The following is a 24629-nucleotide window of genomic DNA, read 5'->3' on the forward strand; positions in this document are numbered from 1 at the left end:
CCCTCGTCCGTCATATTGGGTTTTCAGGATTTGCGAAAACCATGCAACCCCTCCCGATGACACAGCTAAACGCTGGTGAAAATAGCGCCTGCAATTGGTCGTGACAGCGCGATCAAGAGATCACACTGCGAGCGAGGCCGCGATGGCGAAGCAAAAAAATGGCAAACAACCCTGGTCGGGGAAAAAACTGCCGTTATACCGACTGTTGCCCTCGAAAAAGAAGGTGGGCAACTGATGACTAAAAAAGATCTGAAAAAAACGCTACTGAACCTGGCCATAGGGATTTTGAGTGGTTACATCGTCATGTGGCTCCCGCAGCCGAGCAACATGCCGAGAGCCGAGCCTCAGTTGCACACGCAGCTGATGTACGTTCAGCACCAGGCGCCGGCAAATGCCCGCGACCAAATCTCGGAGACAATGCGGTGGTAGTCAGTGACAGAAATTCCGATTGGTTACGGAACGAGTTCAGGCGGATCCATCTTTGTGAGGTATCCACTTTAGCTTCGCTACTCGCGCACCGAAAACGAACCGACCTATTGAGAGTGTCTTGGCGCCAAGTTCCAGTGAGGAGTGGTCGAACACCGGCGACAGCGCACTATGCGCCTGGATCATTTCTTCCTGTCCTGGTTGTTGGGCAATTACAGCGCCATAGCCGAAGCGACAGGTCTGTGTGTTTACAGAACGTACCCATTCAACGTCCGGTATCTCGCCATGCAAGAGCCCTTCCGCGCAGTAGCGCTCTCGGTATTCCTTAGCTCCAAACAACATCATCTGGGGGCTTATGGGAAACTGGATCGCTATCGGCCCGTCGGGGGAAATGGCATAGGGATTCTGACTTTCGATTGGGATCGACGGGTCGTACCAAGCGACTGGATTGTCGCTTGTCAGAAACGGCATATTAGACGTGTTGTGAATAATGGCTATGCCAACCGTATCGAAAAGCTCGCCAATTTTGTTGATGAGGCCAGGCATCGCGTGAATGCTTTGATGAGGGTCTATGGACACGTCGATCTTGTCGAGGATGTCTTCAAAACCTGGGGGCGGCGCAGGGAGTTTTCCATTTCTCGCTAGCGCTTTCATAGTTTCCTTAACGGTTGCCGCCAATGCGGCCTCAAATGCATCTCTCGCCGCAGGCACACGGGCTCGCTGTAGCGCCACAAATTGGATGAAGTGATCAATTTCATCATTTATGGATTCTTTCCGAGCCAGCCTCTCAACGAGAGCTGGCCATGCGGACTCTACTTCGCAAAAAATGTCCTCTAGAGTGTTATTGTCCTGACCGCCTTCGGGTAGCGGTTGCGAATAGTAATACCGTTCAAACTGCGTTGTATCGGGCTTGGCGGGGAGCGCACGTCCGGGGTTATCCTTACGGTAAACGAGAACCTGGCCATCCTTATTCGTGAACGCTTTTAGATATGCTTTGGGGACAAAGTGGTGACGTTTTTTTTGCTGGATAGAATTCACTCCTCTACTGGATATCAATAAACAACACGACCAGAATTGAATATCTCGCCTGCTCGAGTGTATGTAGTCAGAACTCCTCATCCTCACCACGAATCCAGTGGTGATCATGAACGATCAGGGTTCCGATAATGCCATCCGTTTGCTTTCTCAGGATTTCCTCGTGCTGAGAAATTGCCAGTGCCAGCATCTGGATTGCAGATCTTGCGACCCGTAGAGCACCCAGGGCTTCTTCGACAAAGTCTGAGTGGTTGAGATGCTCGACTTCCGGCGCTTTCCTCGCTCGTGAAGGATCCCCAAAATCATGAAGCACTACGAATCGGTGCGTACCCGAATTCCGCAAATCCTTCTGTGATCGGAGAATTCCATCGCTGCCATCGTAGTCATCTGCCAGTTCGGCCAAGCCGTACATCGCGTAAACGCCTGCACGAATTAGTACCTGTACTTTTTTTGCGAGCGTAGTACCTGTTTTCTTGTCTGCGGAATCTCTCCACAGACTTCCGAAACTTACTTTTTTGGGGGCTAATCCAAGCTCGAAATAGTGGTTTGCCGTTACGGCTACCTTGTCGAGCAGATCAAGGGCTGTTCGATGTGCCAGCATAAGTGCCGAGGTATCAGGGCCGTACATTGCATAATCGAGCGTGTCCGCAAACTGTCCTGTCCTCGGCCAAACGCTTGCATCACTTGCACGCCATGCCAAATCTCGGGCTAACAGGAAATCGCTCTTCAGCAGATTGAACATGGCAAACAATGGCGGAGGGCTCCCCCCCATATCTGTCTCACGCTCGAGAATTCCTGGTAGGGTTAGCCAGTCTAGCTTGCCCAAGGATGAATCGACGAGCTCGACAGTTGGGGCTAACGTCAGGCGCTCTTCCTCCACCCATTTGATGAATGGGTCGATGTGCTCAGGCCGCGATGGCGGGTCACTTAACTCACCTGCTAGCGCTTCAACCTTGGCCGCTACGCGTGCGCCGGCGTACTGGACAATTCGCTCCTTATTTCGAAGTGCCTGCCTGGCGAGCATGACGGCTTCCATTTGCGTTAACTCTGAGCAGCCCCCACGTTGAAAAAGCCACATCAGACCCAATGCTGCGCAGTACGCGGCGACGCCGTTCGTTGGATCAACCTTGAGCGCGGAAAGGCGCGCATCATGGGCCTCAGAAAGCCGGTAGGTTTTTTCAAACAGATTAGCGATGTTCGTCCAAGCCTGAGTGCGTAACTCCACATCGGCATCTACGTCTTGCACAACCCTCCAATAGCATCGTCGGGCTTCGGCTCTGTAGGCGCGGGTATGTTCCTGATGATCTAACCATTCGGAATCATCGCGCCCACAATTTGCTGCTTCCACGAGCCCGTTTGCCAAGTTGTAGGTGGTATTAGCCGTCGGATATAGGCGATGAAGCTCACGGTACAGCTCAAGCCCCTCGTCAATGGCATCCTGGCGTCCAAGTGAGGCGCCGGCGTTAACCAGCGTGGCTGCACGCAGAGCCATCATATTAAAACGATTCGCCCCATCTAGAACGAGTTCACGAGCTTCTTGTACTGCAAGTGTGGGGTCAGCATCCACCAAGGTATTGAGGTGTGAGGAGAGCTTTGAGAATACGCTCAACATGAGTGGCGCCTCCTTTCAAAATGAACGATTCAGCGATGCTTGCATGTCTCACTCTTCCGCAAACGCTTCGAGCGCAGCGAGCAGCTTGGCTAGCTCAGTAAGGTTGGCCGCAGTGACGATGTCATATTCTCCTCGACTGCTCAGCCGATACACCTCGCGGGCCTTTTTAACTCGTTCGAGAAGAGGTACGACGATGCCCGATGCCCGCTCTAGGAAGTCATTAATGTCCGCACGTGTTTGGGGAATCTTATAACCCTTGACGGCGCTAGAGATGATTACCCCTGCATCGCGAAGTTTTGCAACGCCACTGGAGCGAATTCTCTGGTCGTTGACCTCTCCGAAGCCACTGTCTTTGAGGTGGGCAATGATCTCTGCAGTTGGCACGTAGTCTTTGGTGACGAATTCGCTCTGAAATCTCAAGAATCGCAATATGCTTAGCTGCAGGTGCTCATTCTCATCAGGATGCTCCCCAACGCTCTCGCTAAAATGGTCTGCTTGGCGTAGAGCTTCCTGGTGTATTTGGTAGTCTGCATATCCAGCCTCATTCGCCGGCGGCGGCAGAAGAGGTTGGTACTTCGACGGCCACTCCAGCATGCCTAGAGTCAGGCTGCGCAGGATCTTTTTGTAGGCAAGAACTGCTTCTTCCGATGCTTTCTCTTCGTAGATCTGAGCCACCGATCCGGCGAAAAAATCTGCAACCTGAACCAAAACATTATCCTTACTGGACATCGTCTGGAAGGCATCCTTATCGCCAAATAGGTCGTCCACGAATCGTTCTGCAACGTAGCTTTTGAGGCTCTCCTGAAATTCCTGGCCACCATGCTCGTCTACGATCATCTGGAGGTCAGGGTATGCGCGGAACAAGCGTTCATAGAGTAATCCGTTCACGTATTTTATGAACGGGGACTTGAAACGGAGGCCGCCATCTTTGTGGATTCTGGACTTATCCACCACGGTGAAAAAGAGCTTGAATGGCAGCTCGGCTAGCTCGTTGAGGATCCGGGCACGGCGATCTGAATCCTTGGGCTTCAGATTGCTGGATTTGATCTCGCCTGTTTGAAAATGACGTTTGCGGAGTTCCTCCGCTTGGGCATAAGCAGCTTCCAGGTCTTTTTCTGCAACTAGGATGGAGCACACGATGAAGAAGCCCGAGCTTCCACCCTTTGATGTATCTAGGTCTGAATTCCCGGACTCATCCACAAAGGCATACGTTCTGTCCATGAGCTTGCTCCATCAACAACGTACTGAGCGCAGTGGTCGCCCAATGGCAAGGTGGCGAACTTAGTTCGTCGCAGTGGTAGTGCCTGGAGCAGGGCCTTCGCTGAACGTGTAGTTGATGACCACGTCATTTCGGATCAAGACGTCGAGAGTTTTCTGAGTGCCCGTAGTCGTCACCTTCATGGTGACCACGTAGCTTTGGGCATGGGCTGAGCCATTGGTGTAGGTGTAGATCCACTTTTCGTCAGTCTCGCTGACAGCACTCTTGGCGTAGGGCTCACCAAACAGGGACTTCAACTCAGTAGTCGTCGTTTTGCCTTTGGTGATGCTCGCTACACTGGCCGACGGAAAGTCTCGTCCTGCGGTGTAGTGGGACGTAGCGCAACCGCCAAGTGCGACACAGATCCCCATTACTGCGATGAGCTTATTCATATCCTTCCTTGATCGTAGAAAGCTCCAAATCTAGCTGGCATCGAGGCTAAAAGCCATCAACGATCCTCATCAGACCTTCGCATCTGCTACCTGCGTTGACCGTGCGTAACTGGTCTACCTTCGCCGTGTAGCTCTGGCTCACCAGGTCTCGGCGCATCGCCCAACTGGGCGCGGTAGGTACGCTGGCTAGGCGCACGACTTTCTACCTAAATCAGCCCAACTGCGTTGTCTACATCGATTTAACCGATACCACTTCCACATACTTGTACTTTTTCCTAGCAGCCTTCACAGCCTCCTGCTCAGCAAGCAACGAGCTCAACGTATCAGCCTCGTGAATCAACTCTATCATTTTCCCCTCAAATTCGTTTCCAACGCGTAGCGTGACCCTCAGCTTGGGCGTAAACGCTGTCGCCACTTTCTTTTTGGCTGCTGGAGCAACCACCGGCTTTGTGAACACAACCGCCGGCTCCTGCACTGATGGAGCAGAAAAATGCAGTTCAGGCTGAGGAGTACCGAACAGCGCACGACGCATTTCTTCTTCAGTTAACTCTGGATTCATAGAACATCTCAACGGAGTGGTAATTAGCTTAAAAAGCCCTACTAGGACTACTGCTCACCGGTATACGATCACGGCTTGAGCACAAAAAATCGGGCCCTGTGAGGCCTTTTTCTTACCGTCACGGTGAGGCAATCATGGAGCGACATCTCTACAGATTTAGGCCAGCGGCACGCCTGCTTGGGAAGGATGCCACCGATTCCGAGGACGCCGTCCAGGGTGAGCTGGAGAAGTTGGAGATCTATTTCGCGCCACCGGATCAGTTGAACGATCCGTTGGAAGGCTACAAAGAGATTTATTGGTCTGGTGATGAGATCATCTGGAAAAACCTCTTCCGGCATTACCTTTTGGTACTCGCGATCCGAAGCTGGCAATGTGACGAGACCGTGAGGTTTGGGACGCCATTACCCAAAGAGCTACCTGTCGAAAAATTCCCTGGCAACTTGCAAGGTGTGCTGCTTCACGCCTATCAAGAAATGGACTCTCTGCTGAGCAGCAATGAAATAATTAAAGGCTATATAAAAGCATTTGCGAAGAATGAAAACAAGCATTACCGGCCTGAAGTGGCGTTCTACTTAGCAACACTTCACACCCGATTCTTGTCCGTGGTTTTACTCGTAAACAATAAGCACGGACTGTCTGGCTCCTACGCGGTTGAAATTCCGACAGATCCGCTTGGCGATAGCGAACTGCACCTACAAGCCATTGCGAACATCGAAGCTTACGATGGCACGTGCCGAGATCTTCAGGCATACGAGAAGATAGCGCTATTAAATGCGACATTTGCGATCAAAACTGCGCATATCATGCCTGGATATCATCAGGGGGCGCGTGATTTGATTACCGCGTTTGTACCTCGTTACTTAGATCAACTGGAACGCCTGATGCATCCACAGTGGTACGTTGCTTGTTTCATGAAAGAGTGCAATAACTCTGCGATATGGGGTGGCTATGGAGATAACCATAAAGGTATCTGCCTAAAATATCGTGTGCTTGGCGAAGCTCCATATATGAGTCTTGAAATGAACAGGCCAGTTGGTCTGGGATACAAGGGGGTTGCATATAGTTTCCAAAATATGCCTTTTAAGGAGGTATTCTATGATCGCGAGTTTTCAGAGATTGATTTCTTCAGGTTTCTAGGCAACGTGTCTAACCAAGCACTTGGCGGATTCTGGTATAACGATGGCGCGGGTAATTTCAGCACTAAGAGCGAGTGGTTCAGAACTGACTCGGCGGAGATCCGTGATGAGCACTACGCAAAATTGGACTTTGCCCTGACGTCTAAATTACCTCAGTGGGAGTCAGAAAAAGAGTATCGGCTGGTCTTGAATTCATACCTCGATATTTCGGAAAAGAAACATCGAATACTAAAGTATCGTTTTTCAAGCCTCGATGGAGTTATCTTTGGTATTAAGACTGCCTTAGAAGATAAGATCAAGGCTATCCGGATTATCAAGGCTCACTGTGAGCGAGAAGGTATCGAAACGTTCAATTTTTACCAGGCTTATTACGACCCGGTGAGCAAGTCCATTCAAAATGGGCTCCTACCCTTGACGATCAATGATGCCGACCCAGGCCAGGATGACCTTACTGAGTCTGAAACCGCATCGGTTGGTTGATAGACGTCGTTTAGCTTTTGCTCTTCATCTCCCGCTTCCGCTTCATTCCTCACGCTGCATTCACTGGTATTCGAACTGAGTGCAGCGTGTTCTTCCCTAACTTTTCGTTGACCCTGCCCAACATCACCATCTGCTCATAAGTCCTGGGTGGTTGGCTTTGCGACGGCAGATTTCCATTAAATTCACCTGGCGTCCGCAGATCCATTCCAGCGGGTGACATGCTGTCTCGCTCAGTTCTCCTAGCAAACATGCGGGGCGCTAAGCTCGACCAGTTCGTATAGAGAAATCGGAGGCTCGTATCGGTTTGCAGCTGGACTTGGAAAGCCATCAGACGCGCCCTCTGATAGAACATGCAGCAAGCTCCGCAGCTCTGATTCGGCCATTTGAAAAATGTTGGTAAGGTTCGTGCTGGCGCGCCTTAAAATACTGGTTTTACATACAGCTTCCGTAGGAGTGGCTGACCGTTAGCTTAGGTAGGCAGCAATGAGACGGTTACTACAATGAGACTACTTGACTACTATGATTTTATCGCTAGTATTGATCTAGTGTTTCCATAGTAACCACATAGTGATGGATTGCCTGGCTATGACTGCTCAAGATATTGGAAATGAAGGATGCGTTACCGTGTACACGTGTCGTGGCAGAGATCGGATAATCCGCGAAGGCGGCAGCCAGGCATGGCGTATTGACATGTCCAAAGCGTCCAAGCGCAAATATCTAGTCTGCGTTCAAAACAGGAATCAAACCTGGGGCCAAGCCACTGCTGAGCACCAGTCCGCCTTCCTAATAGCCAAGATTAGTTCGGTTACGAAATCGACGGAGAAGGACGCAGGGGATCGTTCGATAATTAAGATTTCTGAGTTTGCCGAAATAACTGTGCCCAACTCCTGGGATGGAAACCGAAACCCTGTCGCTTATACCAAGCTGTCTGACTACGGAATTCAGACCCCAGACGACCTTGAGGATCTCAGCTGGACGCGACTAGGAGCCTCCTTCAATCTGGGTGATGTGGCGCCAGTGGAAATGCCGGGTGATGATTACTTGGCGGCAACCATTGATGCGCCGTCCTCCCCTGCATTGGCGGAGTCAACTGCACTGTCGATTGACGAGGCAAAGCGAGGCTTAGCATTGAAATTCGGTGTAAGTGTCGAGCAAATTGACATTACAATCCGTGGCTAGGGCTTCGGCTTGCTGGCTCATAGTGCTCAGGTTTCCCTGTTTGAGTTGTGATATCCGGAATTCGCCTTGCGACCAACTGGCAAGGGGGGCGCGCCAGCCCAGTATGGGCCAGAGGCTTGAGGATGGAAGCCCGCGAGGGCCGAAACTCGGATCCTTCGGGTTTTGGTTCACGACAGCCGCCCCCGCAGCGGGGCAAACCCAAACACCAAAGCTGAAAGGACTATTGAAGGCTACTAGGCGTTGGGATGTACCGGTCACCTGCTATACGCAAAAACTCACGCAAGCTGCGGCGCCCGACATCACGCCTAAACGTCGCAATCACGTACTTGGAGTTGACCGTGTTGATCACCCAGAACCTACCTTCCTTCTTAACAGATTGGATGTCCGACGTCCGAATCAGGCGACCATCCGCAAATCGCTGATGTGGCCCAGGACAAAGGTGACCGAATACAACGCCTACAGCGCTGCATGCATGGATATGAACACTCACCAGAAACGCTGTCGCTAACCCGTCGTAGTTCTGGGACACAGCTTTCGCGATGCGAAGGAGGTCAAAGTCCGAATAGCGCTTTACGTGCAAGTCGACTGCAACGGTATTTATCTCCACCATAGCTACAGCCCCCCCAATGCAGAAGGTAAAGCGCCTTCTGAAGACCTGCGTCGATACAGCTCCTTCAACCCAGTAAGCGACTCGACCTTGAGGTCATGCTGGTGGGTATTGACGTACACATCACCACCCTCGACCTCCATGACACAGATCGGCACCTTTGCGGGGTTAAATCCCATGGACAATGAAGTCAATTTTTCCATTTTCCAGCACGAACCCTTATTCATCCAGCCGGGGGTGACGACTTGGACTTCCTGAACAACCATGGTCTCGCCTTGAGAGACCAGTAGCTCAACCAATCGAGGCTCATCGTTCAACATCTCCTCGTAGGCCACATACAGACCTTCGTGCCGACGCTTCAGGCTTACGTGATACCAATGGGTGGCCAGGGATCGCGACACTGCATGGAAGTGAGCAAGGCCATCCCCGAACATTCCCACGGAGCCGGATTGGTCTAGCATGCTAATACGGAACATCATGCATCTCGTATGAGGCAGGCCCGTCTGGCGGCACCTGCGATTAACATAAACCGAATATTGTCTTCAGAGACGCGGTTATCTCGCGCCCTTCGCCGACGAGCACGTACACCGTGTTTCGCGTCTCGAACAGGCAAGCGCCGTCGAATGATTTGCACAGGGTCGAGCGCACCCAGCCTCCTGGCGGAAATCGTCCATGCTCGTCATAGATAACGCAGTGGGCATACATGAACATTGGCTCCAGGCCGGACGCTCGTACTTTCGCAAGTGACTCGGGGGACTCGTCTACGTGGAAGATGAGCCAATCCTCGACGGTGCAATAAGCCTTTCCTGGGAAGCGCTCTGCCACTAATGCCCCTATCTCGGCGTGAGACAGCGACGTTCCTGCGGAGGATATCCGGCTTTCCTGGAGCAACTCATGCTCAGGATGATTACCCATAAATTGATGATCCTCGTGGTGCTAAAAAAATTGAGGACGCGCCGTACGCGTAAATTGCTCGATCACACAGCCAAAAATCCCATAGCCATGACTATATACATTTGAGTGGGATCGATCAAACCCTGCATACCGTCTTCTTTTTGGAGAGGACTGCCTGGATGTCTTTACGCAAGGCATACGCAGCAACATTGCAGTGGCTAAGGATGAGGCGGGGCTTATCGCAAGCAGAGCTCCAAACCCAGACCGACCAAGCTCACATCAGCAGATTGGAAGCATCGAGTAGATCTGCCAGTGTCGACCTCAGCGCCGACCTCGCTCACGCTCTGGGCGTAACACCATTGTCGTTTTTCACGCTGGTGGCTGCCGCCCATGAAGGAAAAACTGCACGCGCAGCCTTGGATGAAACGCTCGTAGAATTAGAGCAACTGGGAGTGCTAGACGATGAGCTCCCCGGTGAACCTCAAAAGCTCATTCCGCCAAGAAAGCTTGCAGCGAAAGAAAAGCTCAAGGCGATTCGCGAACTGAGAGACGCGGGGCTTACTCAAAAGGAGGTTTCTCGAAAGCTGGGACTGCCGACTAGCACCGTCGGTCGGCTTTGGCACGCGGGGGATTGAGCGTGGAACACTAGAAGCAAAAATAGGTGATGAGCTTGCTGCCATAATAAAATGGGGTAAGGTGCAAGACATACGGAGATGTATCCTAAGCTGAGTGCAAAGGGTGACTATTTCCAGTGACTACCAGACCCCAACTGACACGGATGCAGATATGGATTTTTTGCTAGTTGGTCGATCTGAAAGAACACCAGCCGAGGGCCGTAATGTCGCTTACTTGGGCATTGATAATTGGAATGACTACTCATATGTGACCATGTTTTATGTCACATTGTGTGATGAAAACGGGAGGCGCCATGATCTCGGAAACGTGAAGATCGGCTTTCCAGGTCAAACGACGACACAGACCACTTACTCAATGCTCCCCCGGCGATTTGATACTCTTCCTGAGGGGTTTTTCTCGCTAGGCACAGACGTAGATTATTATAAAAAATTGGCCGCCGATGTTAGCCTGGAAACTCGTAATAACTTCCTAAATGGGCTGAAGGATGTGGTTGCAAATCCCAGCCAGCTTGAGCAGGCCATTCAGGAAGACGTATTTAGCACCTCGCATCTTCGCGGGGTAAGTATGAGCACAATTAAAGATCAATTTACTAGGGTGCTGCACGGCGGAGTAGTTAGGACGGACTTTTCATTTTTATATCGAAGACTCCCAGCTGAAAGGGCTGCAGGTTTAGAGTTGAATTTTGAGGTGGCTTCACACTCCAAGCCCAGCACGAATATTCACGCCATTATCGGCAGGAATGGCGTGGGTAAAACCACTATCCTAAACGGTATGATTCAGGCAGTTACAGGCGGGTTGTCTGAAGGAGAAGGTTTTTTTCTGCAAGGTGGATGGGGTGGTATACAGACAGCAATCACCACGGAATATTTTAGCAGTCTGATATCAGTTTCATTCAGTGCATTCGACCCTTTCGAACCTCCACCTGAACAATCTGACCCTTCCATAGGGACATGCTATTACTATATAGGGTTGAAAATACCCTCCTCAACTAATGGTGAGCTTAAAACCTCCCGCCAGCTTCAGAACGAATGCGTCAATGCATTAAGATTGTGCATGAGCGAGCCTAGAAAAAAAGAGCGCTGGCACAAAGCAATAATCGCCTTAGAGTCTGACGAAAATTTCGCAGATATGGGATTGCCTTCTTTATTGGGAATGATTGGGCAGGATGCTCAAAATACAGCGTTCGCATTAATTTCTAGGATGAGCTCTGGGCACGCAGTGGTGCTACTTACAATAACAAAACTCGTTGCGATGGTTGAAGAAAAGACGTTAGTTGTATTGGATGAGCCCGAAAGCCACCTCCACCCGCCACTGCTTTCTGCTTTTTTAAGAGCATTAAGTGAACTTTTATATGATCGTAACGGCGTAGCCATTATCGCAACGCACTCGCCTGTAGTGCTGCAGGAAATACCGACCTCGTGTGCTTGGAAGATCAACAGATCGCGGTTGGTTTTGGATGCACAGCGTCCGGAAATTCAAACGTTTGGTGAAAATGTCGGCGTGTTAACCCGCGAAGTGTTCGGTCTTGAGGTAGGGAAGTCAGGTTTTCATCGCCTTTTAGACATTGCAGTGCAAAGAGGAGGAACGTTCGAGGAAATAATGTCTGAGTTCGATCACCAGCTGGGATTTGAAGCTCAAGCAATATTGCGTGCAATGGTTGCTTACCGAAACTCACGAGGTGGGAATTGAACCGTATTTCCCTCCCTGTTTTTACCGGGATAGAGTCTTACTCTAGTTGCGCAAACTCTATCGTTCAACCTGTTCTACGGCAAAGAATGCTTGATGCTTGTGCCGATATTGAAACGGCTGCTCTCGCGTATTTGAACAATGCCCGAGAAGGCACATTGTTTTCTATTCCCCCCATATTTGCTGTGCGAGGTGAAGACCCGGTAGTATTGCAAGCGGTGCATAAGAGCGAGCTCATTAGCCTATATGATTATAATATGGTTCAACGCCACCCTGGCCGTGATTATTATGATCAGATACTAATTGCAGCCAATGAAAAATGTCCTTACTGCGGGGGGATTGGCAGGCCTCAAAGTCTTGATCATTATTTGCCCAAAGCTCATTTTCCTCAGTATTCTGTGCACCCTCAAAACCTAGTCCCATCATGCCGAGATTGCAATACTGGAAAAAGTAATGATTTGGCGATAAACGCTGATAGCCAGTATATTCACCCATATCTAGATCCTGACCACTTCTTCTTAGATCAATGGGTACAAGCTAGAGTTGTATATACCGATCCATGTTATATTCAGTTTTTTACAAGCACACCCCAGACGTGGCCAGCAGTAGATGCAAACCGCGCAATAAATCACTTTAATGAGTTTGATTTAGGCAAGCGCTACGCTATTCAAGCCGGAGACGAGCTGAGTGTGATTGTCGACCAGAGACGCGGCTATCTCGTGGATTTGAGTCCTCAGGACTTCTCAAGCTTTTTACAGTCCGTTGCGAATGCAAGGTTGTCACCAAACCACTGGAAAAGGGTGATGTATCAAGCGCTGTCTATCGATCAGCGATTCTGCTCAACTGCATTCTAAGTTAAGGTTCGCCTCTGCTCTCTTTGGTCTGGTCTTTGGAACCGCTATCTTTTTCAGAGCTCGGATCATGTGCTAATGGTCAAATGTGCAGATGCTATGTGCCACAGCAGAGCTCAGACATAATTCACCTGCTCTGCACCAGGCGATCCTTCGCATGCGAGCATTAGGTAAGCCGAGCGCGCAAGCCGGCACGGCTGCAGGCGCGAGACGGAAGCGCGCAGGGACGAGGCATGGCATGCTATGACTCGGTTCACGACAACCCTCCGCCAACTGCCGCGTGCCATACCCAGTGCCTAGCTTCAATCAATCTGGAAGAAGCTGAAATGAACCACGATGAACTGCGCGAGCTCGAGAGAACTAAACGAAGGAGTCTCTGGGCGCTCGCCAATCTCACTCCTGGTGATCCAAAAGCATTCGGCCATCTGGAAATTCTTGATCGTATAGGTGACCAAGAGCGAAGCCGCACGCCCTTCACGGATAAATCATTCGACCTCAACAAGGTTCGTGATTGTGTCACGGTGCAGCATCACCACTCCGGCACCGAAATCATTTTGGAGCAGACTATCCCGCAGCCTTGGAGGGAGCGCTTCAATCAAGCAAGTATCGGCTCGACCAGGTTGGCAGGCGGCCCTTACGCGGGGGATTGGTATAAGTTTCTCAGTGGCTGGGAGGCAGAGATGCGACACCTAGAGGCACATAGAGCTGCCACCAGCAAGCCAAAGCTGGATTGGTGCGGATGGAGAACAGATGTGGAATGAGACAGCGATGACACCGTGTATTGCGATATCCAAATGCCCGTGGCTCAAGGCCGGGAGCTGCTGGAATTAGTGAGTGCACTGCGAGAGTCCAAAGCTCATCCAAGACTCGACAAAGTTTTTGAGCGCATACGGGACGAGCTCAGCACCTCAATCGATATCGTTGATAAACCGCCGAACTGGGGGGGCATGGTGTCAGTGAGACGCCTTGCGGAGCCATCAGAGCTCTGCATTCCAAGCATTCATGGCCTCACTCACAGTCGTGAACCAACGAAGTTCAACGAGCTGCAGGGCAATTGAGACTTGCCTGTTTATATTGGCGTCCACCCACGGTGGGAGACTCTCGGTGCCGCCTAAGAACAGGCTTGCTGTAGCGACAGCAAATTGCCCCGTACTCGTAGACTGGAGGCACACATAGCGCACGGCATCGCCACTGGACAGCCGCCGCCAAGCCACCACCTCGATACAGTCCAAGGTGCTCACTGGAGCCTCAACGGCGAGACTCGCTTCCTGTTCCACCTGGACTTCTGTTGCTGCGCCGAAAGACCTGCTAGGCGCTCCTGGTTTGTGGACAAGATGCTTCAACTGCTCACGTGAGGCGATTATCTGTTCGCGGAGCTCTTCAGGGTCTATAGACATGCCTCCCTCCGGTGTCACCCTAAGGGTCTTAAAGCTGTTCACTGCCTGAATGAATTCGCTCTCACGCTTTTGCTCCCATGCAAGGCGGCGTTCGGAGAACAGCCAGTGTGCAATTTTATTGAGGTTGATCATTCTGTACTCCGGAATCGCTGTTTGAAGCCGACGTTCCTCGATAGGCTATCACTGGACTCCATGCTTGGCGCAGACGGTAATAATTGATGCGTCTCCACGGCACCTGGGGCGTCCGGTCAGAATGCTCATTGCCTAGCTTGATCGGACTTATGGCAAAGAAAATTAACCGCTGGCTGGCCATCATCGTGTGAGCGAGCACTGTCTAGCATTTCAGAAGTGGTCACCGTTGGTTGCTACTTCGCGACAAGTAGATTGATCAAGGTGTGCAGTCATGTTCTAGTGGCGTGAAGTGGCTGTTTGATCTCGTCAAGGTAGACAAAAAATGACTGATTTTTCTCATCTGGAAGGCCAGATACGCGAGTGTTTTGGACGAGTTGTTTACACACATAAAACTCATGAAAAAATGGCTGATAACTGTGCAACTACATTACGTCGCTTTAAGATCACGCAAATTTGGGTCTCTGGGCTAACCGCTTCCGGCGCAGTAATCGCTGTGTTTTTTGATCCTGTGGGTGTGAAAGTCGCAACGGCGTTGCTCTCGCTGCTTACCTTGCTGATTTCGGGTTATATGAAAGGGTTTGATCCTGGTGGGACAGCTCAGAAGCACAGGGATGCGGCAGCCAGTATCTGGCCAATACGAGAGTCCTACCTTTCTCTGATCACTGATTTGCGAATGAATCATATCTCCTACGAAGATGCTATTAAGCGCAGAGATGAGCTGCAAGCGAAACTAGCTACAATCTATAAGGGGGCGCCACAGACGGACAGTAAGGCTTACTTGAGTGCACAGAAAGCATTAAAAGATAATGAGGAATATACTTTCTCAGATTCAGAGATTGATTGTTTTCTGCCCACTACTCTACGCAAGGATGCCTAATAGTGAGTCCCACCCTGACAAGTGACCGTTTTATTTCTGCTTTAGCTGCAACTTTAGATATCCCCGCCGAGCGGTATGAGTCTGCAGATAAAAGTTATCGATCAATCTGTACATGGTTGGAGCGTCCCGAGTCGCGCTTTTCTAGAGTTGATATTGATGCATACATTCAAGGCTCGTTTCGGCTGGGTACAGTCATTCCGCCAATAAGTGGTGAAGAACACTACGATCTCGACGTGGTTTTCGAGTTTGATCTTAGTAAGTCGACAAAAACTCAGCAGGGACTTTATGAAGACCTCGGTTATGAGCTCAAACTTTACGCCGCTCGGTATGGGATGCAGGCTCCATCCGATTGGGATAGGTGCTGGACGTTAAACTACGCCGATACCGCGCAATTTCATATGGATCTTCTGCCCTCTGTTCCGGATGGACAGCGCCAACGTTTAATAAGAGAGCAGCGTGCTATGACGCTGGATTTTGTTGATCGCTCTATATCAATAACAGATAAAAATCATGGTAATTACGCACGTCTCTCTGAGGATTGGCCATCCAGTAACCCGCACGGTTATGCGGATTGGTTCTACGAATGCATGAAACCCGCGTTTGACCAAAGGCGTAGGGCTATGATGCTGGCAGAGGCTAAGGCTGATATTGCAGATATACCCGTATTTAGAGTGAAAACGCCTCTGCAATCAGCTATCCAGATTCTTAAACGTCATAGAGACATGCGTTTTTCAGATGACCCAGACGGTCGCCCTACATCTGTTGTGATTTCGACGTTGGCGGCTCACTCGTACGGGCAGGAGTCGTCAGTTACTGGTGCTCTAATCAGTATTCTACAATCGATGGACAGATATATTGTTGATCGGGAGGGCGTGTCTTGGATAGAGAATCCATCCAACCCGCGCGAGAACTTCGCCGACTCTTGGGAGCAAGAGCCAGCAAGGAAAGATGCTTTCTATGATTGGCTGGATACGGCCCGTACTGACTTTGTTCGGGCTGCGGAACAAGGTGATCTGAGCACTATTATTGACGCTTTGGCTCCAAGGATGGGGCGTGAGTTGGTTGAAAAGGCAGCTAGCCATCCTGGGCAGAAATCGCTGGCCGAGGCTTCCGTCATCAAGCGTGCGAAAAGCGCGTTTCAGAAGTTGGTAGATGCCCCGCATCGCAAACCGGTTGCTTGGCCAACAGTTCCGGTAGGTTATGTTCGGGTCGAGGGAGCTATGGCTAGGAATGGCTTTAGAGAAGTCGTGCTTCATAACGATGGTGCGCTTCTGCCTAGGGGATCCTCGTTGAGCTTTGTAGCGAACACAGACGTGCCAAGACCATTCAAAATTTATTGGCAGATAGTGAATACAGGTGAAGCGGCAGCGAAGGCAAAAAAACTGCGGGGGGGATTCGAGCAGGCCACTGTGACAACGGGGACGCTGATAAGGAGAGAAAACGCTTCCTACGCAGGGTCTCATACCATTGAATGCTTTGTGGTCAAGGATGGATATTGCGCCGCTAGAAGCGGGCTTTTCGTTGTTAACATCCAATGATGCTCCAATTCCGGTAACGGGGGACGGTCGCTAGGCCTTTCCAGGGTAAAAAGATTTGTAAAGTTTTGGGCTGATTTGAGCCCTTAATTGACTGAGAATTTACGAAAAACGCTACGTTTTTATTTTTATTGCGGATTTTAGAGGTATAGAAGCCTTACTAATCGGGCGATTCACTCACTCACTCGGTAAATATAAAGGGATCTATGGTACGCATTACCATTCTAAGGTCCCAGGCCCGGAACGAGCAAAACCCCCGCAGGCGAAAGCCTCGGGGGTTTTTTAATGCCTGCAATCAGGCGTCCGTCGCGGCCGCTGTGACCACCATCTCCTTGAACCTGCGCAAGACCGCCGAGCCGTCACCAATACGCGTGGCCAAATGCAACGGCGCTACCAGGCTCTGGCACTCGGTCAGCTCGCGATAAACAATGCCATCGCCGCGCAGCCGCTGCATGGAGGCGGGCACGATAGAGACCCCAAGCCCTGCGGCCACAAGACTCAAGGTCGCCGTCATGCGGGGCGCTTCCTGCACCACCTGCGGGCTGAACCCGGCTTCACGGCAGGCCACCAGAATGGCGTCATACAAACCCAACCCCACGCGCCGGCGATAGAGCACAAAAGCCTCATCAGCCAATGCTGCCAAGGGTAACGGCTGCCCCGCATCGAGTGCCAAGGGATGATCGGTCGGCAGGGCCAGCAGCATGGGCTCCACCAGGATAGGTTCGTCCTGTAACTGTTGCGTGCCACTGAGCGGGGAGCGGATAAACGCGGCATCCAGCTTTTCCTGCACCAACGCGTCCAGCAGCTCGCCGGTTCCTGCTTCCTCCAGTATCACCGAGACACCCACAAAGGCCTCGCGAAACCGCCGCAGCACGCTGGGCACAAACGGGTGCAACGCCGCCGAGCTGGTAAAGCCGATGGCGAGTCGGCCTCGTTCACCCCGGGCGGCACGGCGTACCACGTCGGTAACACCTTCGGCTCGGGCCAAAATATCTCGGGCCTCATCCAACAATGCCAGGCCCGCCGTGGTTGGGCGCACACCTCGGGGCAGGCGCTCCATCAGCACCACGCCCAATTGCGTTTCAAGACTTTGCAGCAAGCGCGTCAAGGGCGGTTGCTGCATGCCCAGGCGTTCCGCGGCGCGGGTGATGTAGCCTTCCTCGGCAATGGCCACGAAGGCTCTCAGCTGGCGAAGCTCCAACATAAGGATACTTTCAAGGTATGGGAGGTTGCCAATCCTGGCATTTGTTCTCATGGTTCACAAGATTTAGGCTGTGGCCACCTCTAACAAAGAAGGAAAGCCGCGATGACCTGGTCTGCCAAGCAATACACGATGTTTGAACAGCAACGCACCCGTCCGGTCCGTGACTTGGTTGCGGCTATTGCGAATGGCGATGTCCGTAGCGCCGTCGACCTGGGATGCGGCCCCGGCAATTCAACTGAAGTATTGGCCGAGCGTTTCCCGCAGGCGCACATTACGGGCATGGACAGCTCTGACGACATGCTGGTTGACGCCCGCAAGCGCCTGCCGCAACTGAATTTCGAGCTGGCAGACATCGGCGCCTGGAGGCCGTCGCAAAAATACGATGTGATCCTCGCCAACGCCTCCCTGCAATGGCTGCCGAACCACGCCACGCTCTACCCGCATCTGGTCGACCAGCTGACACCTGGCGGCACCCTCGCCATACAAACCCCGGACAACCTTGACGAACCGGCCCATCGGCTGGCCCGCGAAGTGGCGGCAGATGGCCCGTGGGCGGCCAAGATCGGTGCGGTCAAACACAACGAGCGGCACACCGCGAGTTACTACTACGAATTGCTGAGCAAACATTGCAGCACTGTCGACGTATGGCGCACCACCTATCAACACCCGCTGGCCGATCACGCGGCGGTGGTGGAGTGGTTCAAGGCGTCGGCATTGCGGCCGTTTCTTGCGCCGTTGACCGACAGCGAAAAAACCGCATTCCTGCAGCAATACCAGGCACGTATCACCCAGGCTTACCCAGCCCTGGCTGATGGCACTGTGTTGCTGCCTTTTCCACGCCTGTTCATCATCGCCACGCGCTGAAGGCAAGCAAGCGGAGGTCACTGCGCCGCCGCTTGCGCCTTCAAGTATTCATCCGTCGAGACCACGCTGGCATACCCAAAAGCCAGCGATGCCATATAAGCGCCATGCACCTGCGCGGCTGCAATCACCTGGCCATTGAATGCCTGGTCGCGGGTCGCGCAGGCGTCGTGAATCAGCGTGACGTTGTAGCCAAGGTCCGCCGCAGCCCGCACCACGGCGTCGATGCACATATGGCTCATGTTGCCGACCACCACCACGTCAGTGATGGCGCGTTGTTCCAGCACGCTGCGCAGGTTTGTGCCGCGAAACGCGTTCACAAAGTGTTTAAGCACCACCGGCTCGTTGCCCTGGTTCAGCACCTTGGCATGCAGGTGCGCGCCCTCGGAGCCTGGCGTGAAGAAGGGCGCGTCTTCGCTGGTGAATTCATGGCGCACATGGATGATGGCGTCGCCCGCCTGGCGGAACGCCTGCAGCACCTGCGCGGCCTTGTCCGCCGCGGCTTCCACGCCATCGAGCGGCCACTTGCCTGCGGGGAAATAATCGTTCTGGATATCGATGAGGATGAGCGCTTGCTTGGCCATGGGCGTCCTTATGATGATTGGCAGTGCCTTGCATCTTAGCTGGCCCGTCGCCATCCACGCAGCTGCTTTGATGGCGGCGTCGTGCAGAACACCGTCCGTTTAAACCCCTGTCGTGCAGAATAAAACAGGCCTAATGCCATCGCTGGGTCAGTAACTGTTTGATTTAACGGCCATCCTCCCCAGCCTTGCCTTGGCGTGATCCATGCAACCTTTCTCACACACACATGGCAGGATCGCCAAGGGGGACGCATGACCCCGATTCAACGCAAAAAAATCGTAGTCGCTCACTCCACACGACAAGGGGCGCCGCAGCATGAAGTCGAAACCAATCGCGCTCTCGCGCGCTGGCTGGCGCAGATCCTTGGGCTAAAATTCGGCGGCAGCTATGACCCGCAGTTACACGACGGCCTCGACTTATATGTCTTGCCCACCCAAACCCTGGTCGGCCCCGATCAAGCGCGGCCGCTCAATATCAAAGGGCCGGAAGATCTGTGGGGCGGTTATGTCGATCACGCTTTCATCTGTACCAAAGCGATCACCCACGGCCTGCTAAGTCCTGACGCCAAGGCGCCTGAAGGCTGGTCGCCAGCGTTCTGTGAGCGTGTGCGCACGGTGGTTCTCGACGGGCTCAGCGTGTTTGCCCTTGAAGACGCATTGCCTGCCGCCACGCGCCTGCTCTACAGCGGGCCGATTCGCATGAAACCGGCGCATGCCTGTGCCGGACGCGGCCAGCAAGTTATCCACAGCCTCGACGCATTCGAGGCTGTGCTGGCGCGGCCCGAAGCGGCGCAGCTGTTCAACGATGGCGTAGTGCTGGAGCAGGATTTGCACGACGTCACCACCCACAGTGTGGGCCAGAGCTTTATCGGCGATCACGTGATCAGCTACTGCGGCGAGCAATTCCTCACCCAGGACGGGCACGGCGAAGAGGTTTACGGCGGCTCGACCTTGCTGGTGGTGCCCGGTGGTTATGACGACCTCCTTGAGCTCGATTTGCCCGACGATGTGCGCGAAGCCATCCAACAAGCCCAGGTTTTCGACAGCGCCGCCGATGAGGCCTACCCTGGTTTCTATGCCTCGCGGCGCAATTACGACATTGCTCAAGGCCTGGACAGTGACGGCCAAAGCCGTAGCGGCGTACTCGAACAATCCTGGCGCATGGGCGGGGCCAGCAGCGCGGAAGTCGCGGCGCTGCAAAGCTTCATCAATAACCCCGGCCTGCGGGCCATTAATGTGTCCTCGGTGGAGACCTATGTGGACCAACCGCTGCCTGAGCACGCCATTGAGGTGTATCGCGGCCCGGCCGAAAACAGCGACTTTCTTCTCAAGTATGTGACGGTTAAATCTTATGACGGCTAGAAGCGAAAGCATTGCGATCGATATCGATGACGAACAGATGAGCGGCACCTTCCTGAGTCCAAAATCCAAAGTTCCCGGCGTGTTGTTTGTGCACGGCTGGGGCGGCAGCCAGGAACGCGACCTTGAGCGCGCCAAAGGCATTGCGGGCTTGGGCTGCGTGTGCCTGACCTTCGACCTGCGCGGCCACGCCGGCACCGGCATTCCCTTGTCCCGCGTCACCCGTGAAGACAACCTGCGCGACTTGTTGGCGGCCTACGATCGCCTGCTCTCACACCCTGCCATCGACACCTCGGCCGTGGCCGTGGTGGGCACCAGTTATGGTGGCTACCTGGCGGCGATTCTCACTTCATTGCGCCCGGTACGCTGGCTGGCGCTGCGCGTGCCGGCGCTGTACCGCGACCAGGAGTGGCTCAAGCCCAAGCGCGACCTGGATAAGGCCGACCTGATGGATTATCGCAGTACCCTGGTGCACGCCGAGACCAATCGCGCCCTGCATGCCTGCGCCAAGTTCAGTGGTGATGTGTTGATCGTCGAGTCGGAAACCGACGACCACGTGCCCCATGCCACCATCATGAGCTACCGCGCGGCGTGCCAGAACACCCATTCGCTGACCCATCGGATCATCGATGGTGCCGACCACTCGCTGAGCGACCCGGTGTCGCAGCAGGCCTACACCTCGATCCTGGTGGACTGGATTACCGAAATGGTGGTGGGGGAGCGGTTGAGCATTATTCAATCACGATAGTGTGGTGCCCTTTAGGGCCTCATCGCGGGCAAGCCCGCTCCCACACTTGGTATGCATTCCAATCTGTGGGAGCGGGCTTGCCCGCGATGGCGATCGAACTGCCGACACCGTTCAAGCCGGTGTCTTCTTGACCCGCAACGCCTTGGCCTTGGCCTCCACCGCCAGGTACATCACCAACGCCACCAGCAGCGGCAAAATAAAGTAGATCGCCCGGTAGGCAATCAGCCCTGCGAGCAAGCTGCCCCGCGATGCCTCATGCTGCATCAGCGCGATAAACACTGCCTCCAGCACACCGAGCCCGGCGGGGATATGGGTGATCACCCCGGCAATCGCGCTGATCAGCAGCACGCCCAATACCAGCGGGTAGTCCAGCTTGGCGGGCAGCAACGTAAAGATCACCGCCGCCATCAACGACCAGTTCAACGCACCCAGCGCCAGCTGCAAACAGGCCATGCGCAACGACGGCAAGTTGATCTCGATGCCCTTGACCGACCACGCGCGTTTCCTGGCAAACCGGCACGCCGCCAGGTAGCCCAGGCTGGCCAGCACCAATAGCACGCCAATGCCTTGCAACGCGCCGCTGCTGACCTTCCAGCCCGGCGGCATGGTCACCAACCCACTGCTGAACACCACGCCGGCCACGGCCATATAGCCAAACCAGTTGGTAGCCAGGCTCAGCCCAAGAATCTTGGCGATATTGCTGGTACTGACCCCGAGCCGCGAATACAGCCGATAGCGCATGGCAATGCCGCCCACCCATGCGCTCAGGTTGAGGTTGAAGGCATAGCTGATGATCCCCACCGGCAGGATCTGCTTCCAGCGCAAATCCTGGCGAATGTAGGTGCGGCCGATCAGGTCGAAGCTGGCGTAGACGAGGAAGCTGCAAAGCGTCAGCCCACCGGCGATCAACAGCGTGCGCAGCTTGAAGTCCGCCAGCGTCTGCAGCACTTCGCTCCAGTCGATGCGCCGCGCGAGCAGGGTGAACAGCACAATCAGCAGTACAAAGAACGCGATCGTCAGCGGTTTCTTCCAGCGCTTGAACCGCGATCCGCCGCTTTCAGTGGTCATGGGCCTGGCTCTCGAATGGCTTGAGGCGCGGTTTGTGTGCCGGCAGCCAACCCGTCAGGGCGGGGAAGTGCCGCATGACGTGGAACACCAAAAAGCCCACGGTCAATCGCCATAACCACAGACGCGGCTTGCGCTTTTCCGGCATGGTCTGGCAATGATTGCGCGCCAGTGTTTCCAGGCTTTCGTACAGCTGATGATTGAACGCGCGGTCACGAATCAGCACATTGGCTTCCAGGTTCAGCGACAGGCTCAAGGGGTCCAGGTTGCTCGAACCCACGGTGCTCCAGTCGTCATCCACCAAGGCCACTTTGCCGTGCAACGGGCGCTGGCAATACTCGTGAATCACCACGCCATCCTTGAGCAGATAGTCATACAGCATGCGCGCCGCAAGCTTGGCCAGCAGCACATCGGGCTGGCCCTGCATGATCAGTTGCACCTGCACGCCACGCCGCGCGGCATTGCGGATTTCACGCAGCAGGCGGTAGCCGGGGAAGAAGTAGGCGTTGGCAATCACCACGCGCTTTTGCGCCTTGCTCAAGGCATGGATATAGGCCTCTTCGATGTCATCGCGGTGTTGCAGGTTATCGCGGTAAATCAGGCGCACCAGGCCGTCGTCGGTGTGCGTCGGCCAAAGCGATGGCCGTTGCTGGCGCCGTCGCCAGCCGCGTCGCGTGCGCACCTGGCGGCCGCTTTGGGCGAGGGCGAAATGATGCAGGTCCGCCACGGCCGGGCCGCTCACCTGCACGGCGTAATCCTGCTTGGCTTCGGGGCCGAAATCACTCAGGTGGTCGGCGGAAAAATTGATCCCGCCGATAAACGCCACGGCGGCGTCCACCACCACGATCTTGCGGTGCAGGCGACGGAACCAGTTGGTGCGAATGCCCACTAGCTTCGCTGCCGGGTCAAACATTTGCACCGCCACCCCGGCCTCGGCCAGCTCACTGAGAAAGGCTGGGCTCAGTTCGCCGCAGCCAAAGCCGTCGAGGCTGACGATCACCTTTACTCCGCGCTGCGCCGCCTCGATCAGGATGCCTTGCAGTTCATGCCCAACCTTGTCTTCGAACAGAATAAAGGTTTCCAGCAGGATCTCCCGCTGCGCCTGGCGCATGGCCTCGAAGACGGCGGGAAAGTACGCCTCGCCGTTCTCCAGCAGCTCAATGCGGTTGCCCGGCTGCCAGCCGTAATCCAGGTCGCGGGCCTTGGCATCATCCGGCGGCTGGTCGGTGGCGATGTGTTCCACGGCGACATTCATAGCTCAATCTCCACCGACAACGGCACGTGGTCTGACAGGTGAGACCACGGCCGCGTCGTCAGCGCCCTGGGGTTATGAACCTTGAGGTTACGCACATAGATACGATCCAAGGGCAGCAAGGGCAGGCGCGCCGGAAAGGTGCGCGCCGGTTTGCCATGGGCTTCGATAAACACCTCCCTGAGCCCGCTTTGGCTCAGGTCGGCCTTCTGGCGCCAGTCATTGAAGTCCCCGGCGACGATCAGCGCCGCGTCAGCCGGAATCTCGGCGATGCGCTGCTCCAGTAACCGCAATTGCTGCTGGCGATGCACTTCGCGCAGGCCCAGGTGCATGCAGATCGCGTGCACCTCTTGGCCGCTGCCCGGCAAGCGCAGCACGCAATGCAGCAGGCCCCGGCTTTCATGGCCGCTCTGGGAAATGTCGAGGTTGTCGTAGCGGATGATCTGGAATTTGGACAGCAACGCGTTGCCGTGGTCGCCATGGGGGTAGACCGCGTTGCGGCCGTAGGCGAACTGCGGCCAGATGCTGTCGGCAAGGAATTCATACTGCGGCATCTTCGGCCAGTCGCTGTAGCGCTGTGGGTGACGCTCATGGGTGCCGTGGATTTCCTGCAGGAACACCATGTCGGCGCCCACGCTGCGCACCGCCTCACGCAACTCGGGCAGGATGAAACGTCGGTTCAACGCGGTGAAACCCTTATGGATATTGACCGTCAGCACGGTGAAGCGGGTGATGGCGGTGCTGGGCGTAACGGGCACCCAGTCGGCAATCGCAGCCATGATCGCTCCTGTGGATAAGTAAAGGGTCAGGCCTGTGTTATTGGCTGACTGCGGCGGTTGGGTGAAAGTTTCGAGTGACCTACAGGCG

27 protein-coding genes are annotated in these 24629 nt (G+C 54.0%); 12 read left to right on the forward strand and 15 right to left on the reverse strand.

Annotation, left to right across the window (positions count from 1 at the left end; translation table 11 throughout):
* The first annotated feature begins 75 nt into the window (after nt 1–75).
* A complete protein-coding gene (locus AOA59_RS32085; protein WP_143522797.1) occupies nt 76–429 on the forward strand; it encodes a hypothetical protein in 354 nt (117 codons plus the stop codon).
* Between the two features lie 36 nt (nt 430–465).
* Here AOA59_RS32085 and AOA59_RS20915 read toward each other — a convergent pair whose 3' ends face one another.
* From AOA59_RS20915 to AOA59_RS20940, 6 genes are all read right to left on the reverse strand, one after another.
* Nucleotides 466–1464 carry a DUF4238 domain-containing protein gene (locus tag AOA59_RS20915; protein ID WP_218212205.1) on the reverse strand — a complete coding sequence of 333 codons (999 nt, stop codon included), beginning with the start codon at nt 1462–1464 and terminating at the stop codon, nt 466–468.
* Between the two features lie 67 nt (nt 1465–1531).
* A complete protein-coding gene (locus tag AOA59_RS20920) occupies nt 1532–3073 on the reverse strand; it encodes an LA2681 family HEPN domain-containing protein (protein WP_099488913.1) in 1542 nt (513 codons plus the stop codon).
* Between the two features lie 48 nt (nt 3074–3121).
* Nucleotides 3122–4294, reverse strand: coding sequence for a DUF3800 domain-containing protein (locus AOA59_RS20925; RefSeq protein WP_099488914.1), 1173 nt, complete (start codon nt 4292–4294; stop codon nt 3122–3124).
* Nucleotides 4295–4354: 60 nt separating this feature from the next.
* Nucleotides 4355–4723 (reverse strand): hypothetical protein, encoded by a 369-nt coding sequence (locus AOA59_RS20930; protein ID WP_099488915.1) that lies wholly within the window; start codon nt 4721–4723, stop codon nt 4355–4357.
* A gap of 46 nt (nt 4724–4769) precedes the next feature.
* The gene (locus AOA59_RS20935) at nt 4770–4919 is read right to left on the reverse strand and encodes a DUF4113 domain-containing protein (RefSeq protein ID WP_371919079.1); all 150 of its coding nucleotides are present in this window, start codon (nt 4917–4919) and stop codon (nt 4770–4772) included.
* 33 nt (nt 4920–4952) lie between these two features.
* Complete coding sequence (locus tag AOA59_RS20940) at nt 4953–5282, reverse strand: hypothetical protein (RefSeq protein WP_099488916.1); 330 nt, start codon at nt 5280–5282, stop codon at nt 4953–4955.
* 134 nt (nt 5283–5416) lie between these two features.
* Here AOA59_RS20940 and AOA59_RS20945 point away from each other — a divergent pair, with 134 nt between their 5' ends.
* Nucleotides 5417–6898 carry a DUF2971 domain-containing protein gene (locus tag AOA59_RS20945; RefSeq protein ID WP_178076277.1) on the forward strand — a complete coding sequence of 494 codons (1482 nt, stop codon included), beginning with the start codon at nt 5417–5419 and terminating at the stop codon, nt 6896–6898.
* Nucleotides 6899–7588: 690 nt separating this feature from the next.
* A complete protein-coding gene (locus AOA59_RS20955) occupies nt 7589–8077 on the forward strand; it encodes a hypothetical protein (protein ID WP_256593078.1) in 489 nt (162 codons plus the stop codon).
* Between the two features lie 220 nt (nt 8078–8297).
* On the opposite strand, the gene AOA59_RS33160 is transcribed toward AOA59_RS20955, so the two are convergent.
* Genes AOA59_RS33160 through AOA59_RS33555 form a run of 3 tightly spaced genes read right to left on the reverse strand, consistent with a single transcriptional unit; the run spans nt 8298 to nt 9599 of the window.
* On the reverse strand, nt 8298–8687 hold the full coding sequence (locus AOA59_RS33160) for a hypothetical protein (protein WP_099488919.1): 390 nt from the start codon (nt 8685–8687) through the stop codon (nt 8298–8300).
* Between the two features lie 2 nt (nt 8688–8689).
* The gene (locus AOA59_RS20965; RefSeq protein ID WP_099488957.1) at nt 8690–9160 is read right to left on the reverse strand and encodes a hypothetical protein; all 471 of its coding nucleotides are present in this window, start codon (nt 9158–9160) and stop codon (nt 8690–8692) included.
* A gap of 43 nt (nt 9161–9203) precedes the next feature.
* Nucleotides 9204–9599, reverse strand: coding sequence for a hypothetical protein (locus tag AOA59_RS33555; protein WP_099488920.1), 396 nt, complete (start codon nt 9597–9599; stop codon nt 9204–9206).
* Nucleotides 9600–9757: 158 nt separating this feature from the next.
* Here AOA59_RS33555 and AOA59_RS20975 point away from each other — a divergent pair, with 158 nt between their 5' ends.
* The 4 genes from AOA59_RS20975 (at nt 9758) to AOA59_RS20985 (ending at nt 13512) form a co-directional block, all read left to right on the forward strand.
* The gene (locus AOA59_RS20975; protein WP_099488958.1) at nt 9758–10213 is read left to right on the forward strand and encodes a helix-turn-helix transcriptional regulator; all 456 of its coding nucleotides are present in this window, start codon (nt 9758–9760) and stop codon (nt 10211–10213) included.
* 151 nt (nt 10214–10364) lie between these two features.
* Nucleotides 10365–11903 (forward strand): AAA family ATPase, encoded by a 1539-nt coding sequence (locus tag AOA59_RS20980; RefSeq protein ID WP_099488921.1) that lies wholly within the window; start codon nt 10365–10367, stop codon nt 11901–11903.
* On the forward strand, nt 11900–12754 hold the full coding sequence (locus AOA59_RS32090; protein WP_143522798.1) for an HNH endonuclease: 855 nt from the start codon (nt 11900–11902) through the stop codon (nt 12752–12754). Before AOA59_RS20980 ends, AOA59_RS32090 begins: the two co-directional genes overlap by 4 nt.
* Before the next feature lie 323 nt (nt 12755–13077).
* Entirely contained in the window at nt 13078–13512 is a 435-nt protein-coding gene (locus AOA59_RS20985) for a hypothetical protein (RefSeq protein WP_099488922.1), read from the forward strand.
* 216 nt (nt 13513–13728) lie between these two features.
* On the opposite strand, the gene AOA59_RS20995 is transcribed toward AOA59_RS20985, so the two are convergent.
* Complete coding sequence (locus AOA59_RS20995) at nt 13729–14280, reverse strand: hypothetical protein (RefSeq protein WP_099488924.1); 552 nt, start codon at nt 14278–14280, stop codon at nt 13729–13731.
* Nucleotides 14281–14602: 322 nt separating this feature from the next.
* Between AOA59_RS20995 and AOA59_RS21000 the strand changes: the two genes are divergently transcribed.
* Together AOA59_RS21000 and AOA59_RS21005 are read left to right on the forward strand one after the other, a co-directional pair.
* Nucleotides 14603–15157 carry an SLATT domain-containing protein gene (locus AOA59_RS21000; RefSeq protein ID WP_099488925.1) on the forward strand — a complete coding sequence of 185 codons (555 nt, stop codon included), beginning with the start codon at nt 14603–14605 and terminating at the stop codon, nt 15155–15157.
* Between the two features lie 2 nt (nt 15158–15159).
* Complete coding sequence (locus AOA59_RS21005) at nt 15160–16695, forward strand: nucleotidyltransferase (protein WP_099488926.1); 1536 nt, start codon at nt 15160–15162, stop codon at nt 16693–16695.
* A 292-nt stretch (nt 16696–16987) separates the two neighbouring features.
* On the opposite strand, the gene AOA59_RS21010 is transcribed toward AOA59_RS21005, so the two are convergent.
* Nucleotides 16988–17896, reverse strand: a complete 909-nt coding sequence (locus AOA59_RS21010; RefSeq protein ID WP_099488927.1) for a LysR family transcriptional regulator — start codon at nt 17894–17896, stop codon at nt 16988–16990.
* 102 nt (nt 17897–17998) lie between these two features.
* On the opposite strand from AOA59_RS21010, the gene tam reads away from it, so the two are divergent.
* Nucleotides 17999–18760: a trans-aconitate 2-methyltransferase gene (gene tam, locus AOA59_RS21015; RefSeq protein ID WP_099488928.1), complete on the forward strand. Its 762-nt coding sequence runs from the start codon at nt 17999–18001 to the stop codon at nt 18758–18760.
* Between the two features lie 17 nt (nt 18761–18777).
* On the opposite strand, the gene AOA59_RS21020 is transcribed toward tam, so the two are convergent.
* On the reverse strand, nt 18778–19341 hold the full coding sequence (locus AOA59_RS21020; protein WP_065930334.1) for a cysteine hydrolase family protein: 564 nt from the start codon (nt 19339–19341) through the stop codon (nt 18778–18780).
* 249 nt (nt 19342–19590) lie between these two features.
* On the opposite strand from AOA59_RS21020, the gene AOA59_RS21025 reads away from it, so the two are divergent.
* Complete coding sequence (locus AOA59_RS21025; protein WP_099488929.1) at nt 19591–20700, forward strand: DUF3182 family protein; 1110 nt, start codon at nt 19591–19593, stop codon at nt 20698–20700.
* Nucleotides 20690–21445 carry a S9 family peptidase gene (locus AOA59_RS21030; RefSeq protein WP_017135976.1) on the forward strand — a complete coding sequence of 252 codons (756 nt, stop codon included), beginning with the start codon at nt 20690–20692 and terminating at the stop codon, nt 21443–21445. The genes AOA59_RS21025 and AOA59_RS21030 overlap by 11 nt, the downstream gene beginning before the upstream one ends.
* 111 nt (nt 21446–21556) lie before the next feature.
* On the opposite strand, the gene AOA59_RS21035 is transcribed toward AOA59_RS21030, so the two are convergent.
* The 3 genes from AOA59_RS21035 to AOA59_RS21045 are packed head-to-tail and all read right to left on the reverse strand — an operon-like array spanning nt 21557 to nt 24541.
* Nucleotides 21557–22513 (reverse strand): lysylphosphatidylglycerol synthase domain-containing protein, encoded by a 957-nt coding sequence (locus AOA59_RS21035; RefSeq protein ID WP_099488930.1) that lies wholly within the window; start codon nt 22511–22513, stop codon nt 21557–21559.
* Nucleotides 22503–23765: a cardiolipin synthase ClsB gene (gene clsB, locus AOA59_RS21040; RefSeq protein WP_099488931.1), complete on the reverse strand. Its 1263-nt coding sequence runs from the start codon at nt 23763–23765 to the stop codon at nt 22503–22505. Before clsB ends, AOA59_RS21035 begins: the two co-directional genes overlap by 11 nt.
* Nucleotides 23762–24541 (reverse strand): endonuclease/exonuclease/phosphatase family protein, encoded by a 780-nt coding sequence (locus AOA59_RS21045; protein WP_058421326.1) that lies wholly within the window; start codon nt 24539–24541, stop codon nt 23762–23764. Before AOA59_RS21045 ends, clsB begins: the two co-directional genes overlap by 4 nt.
* Nucleotides 24542–24629: the final 88 nt, after the last annotated feature.

Source organism: Pseudomonas sp. 2822-15, assembly GCF_002742515.1.
GTDB lineage: Bacteria > Pseudomonadota > Gammaproteobacteria > Pseudomonadales > Pseudomonadaceae > Aquipseudomonas > Aquipseudomonas salomonii.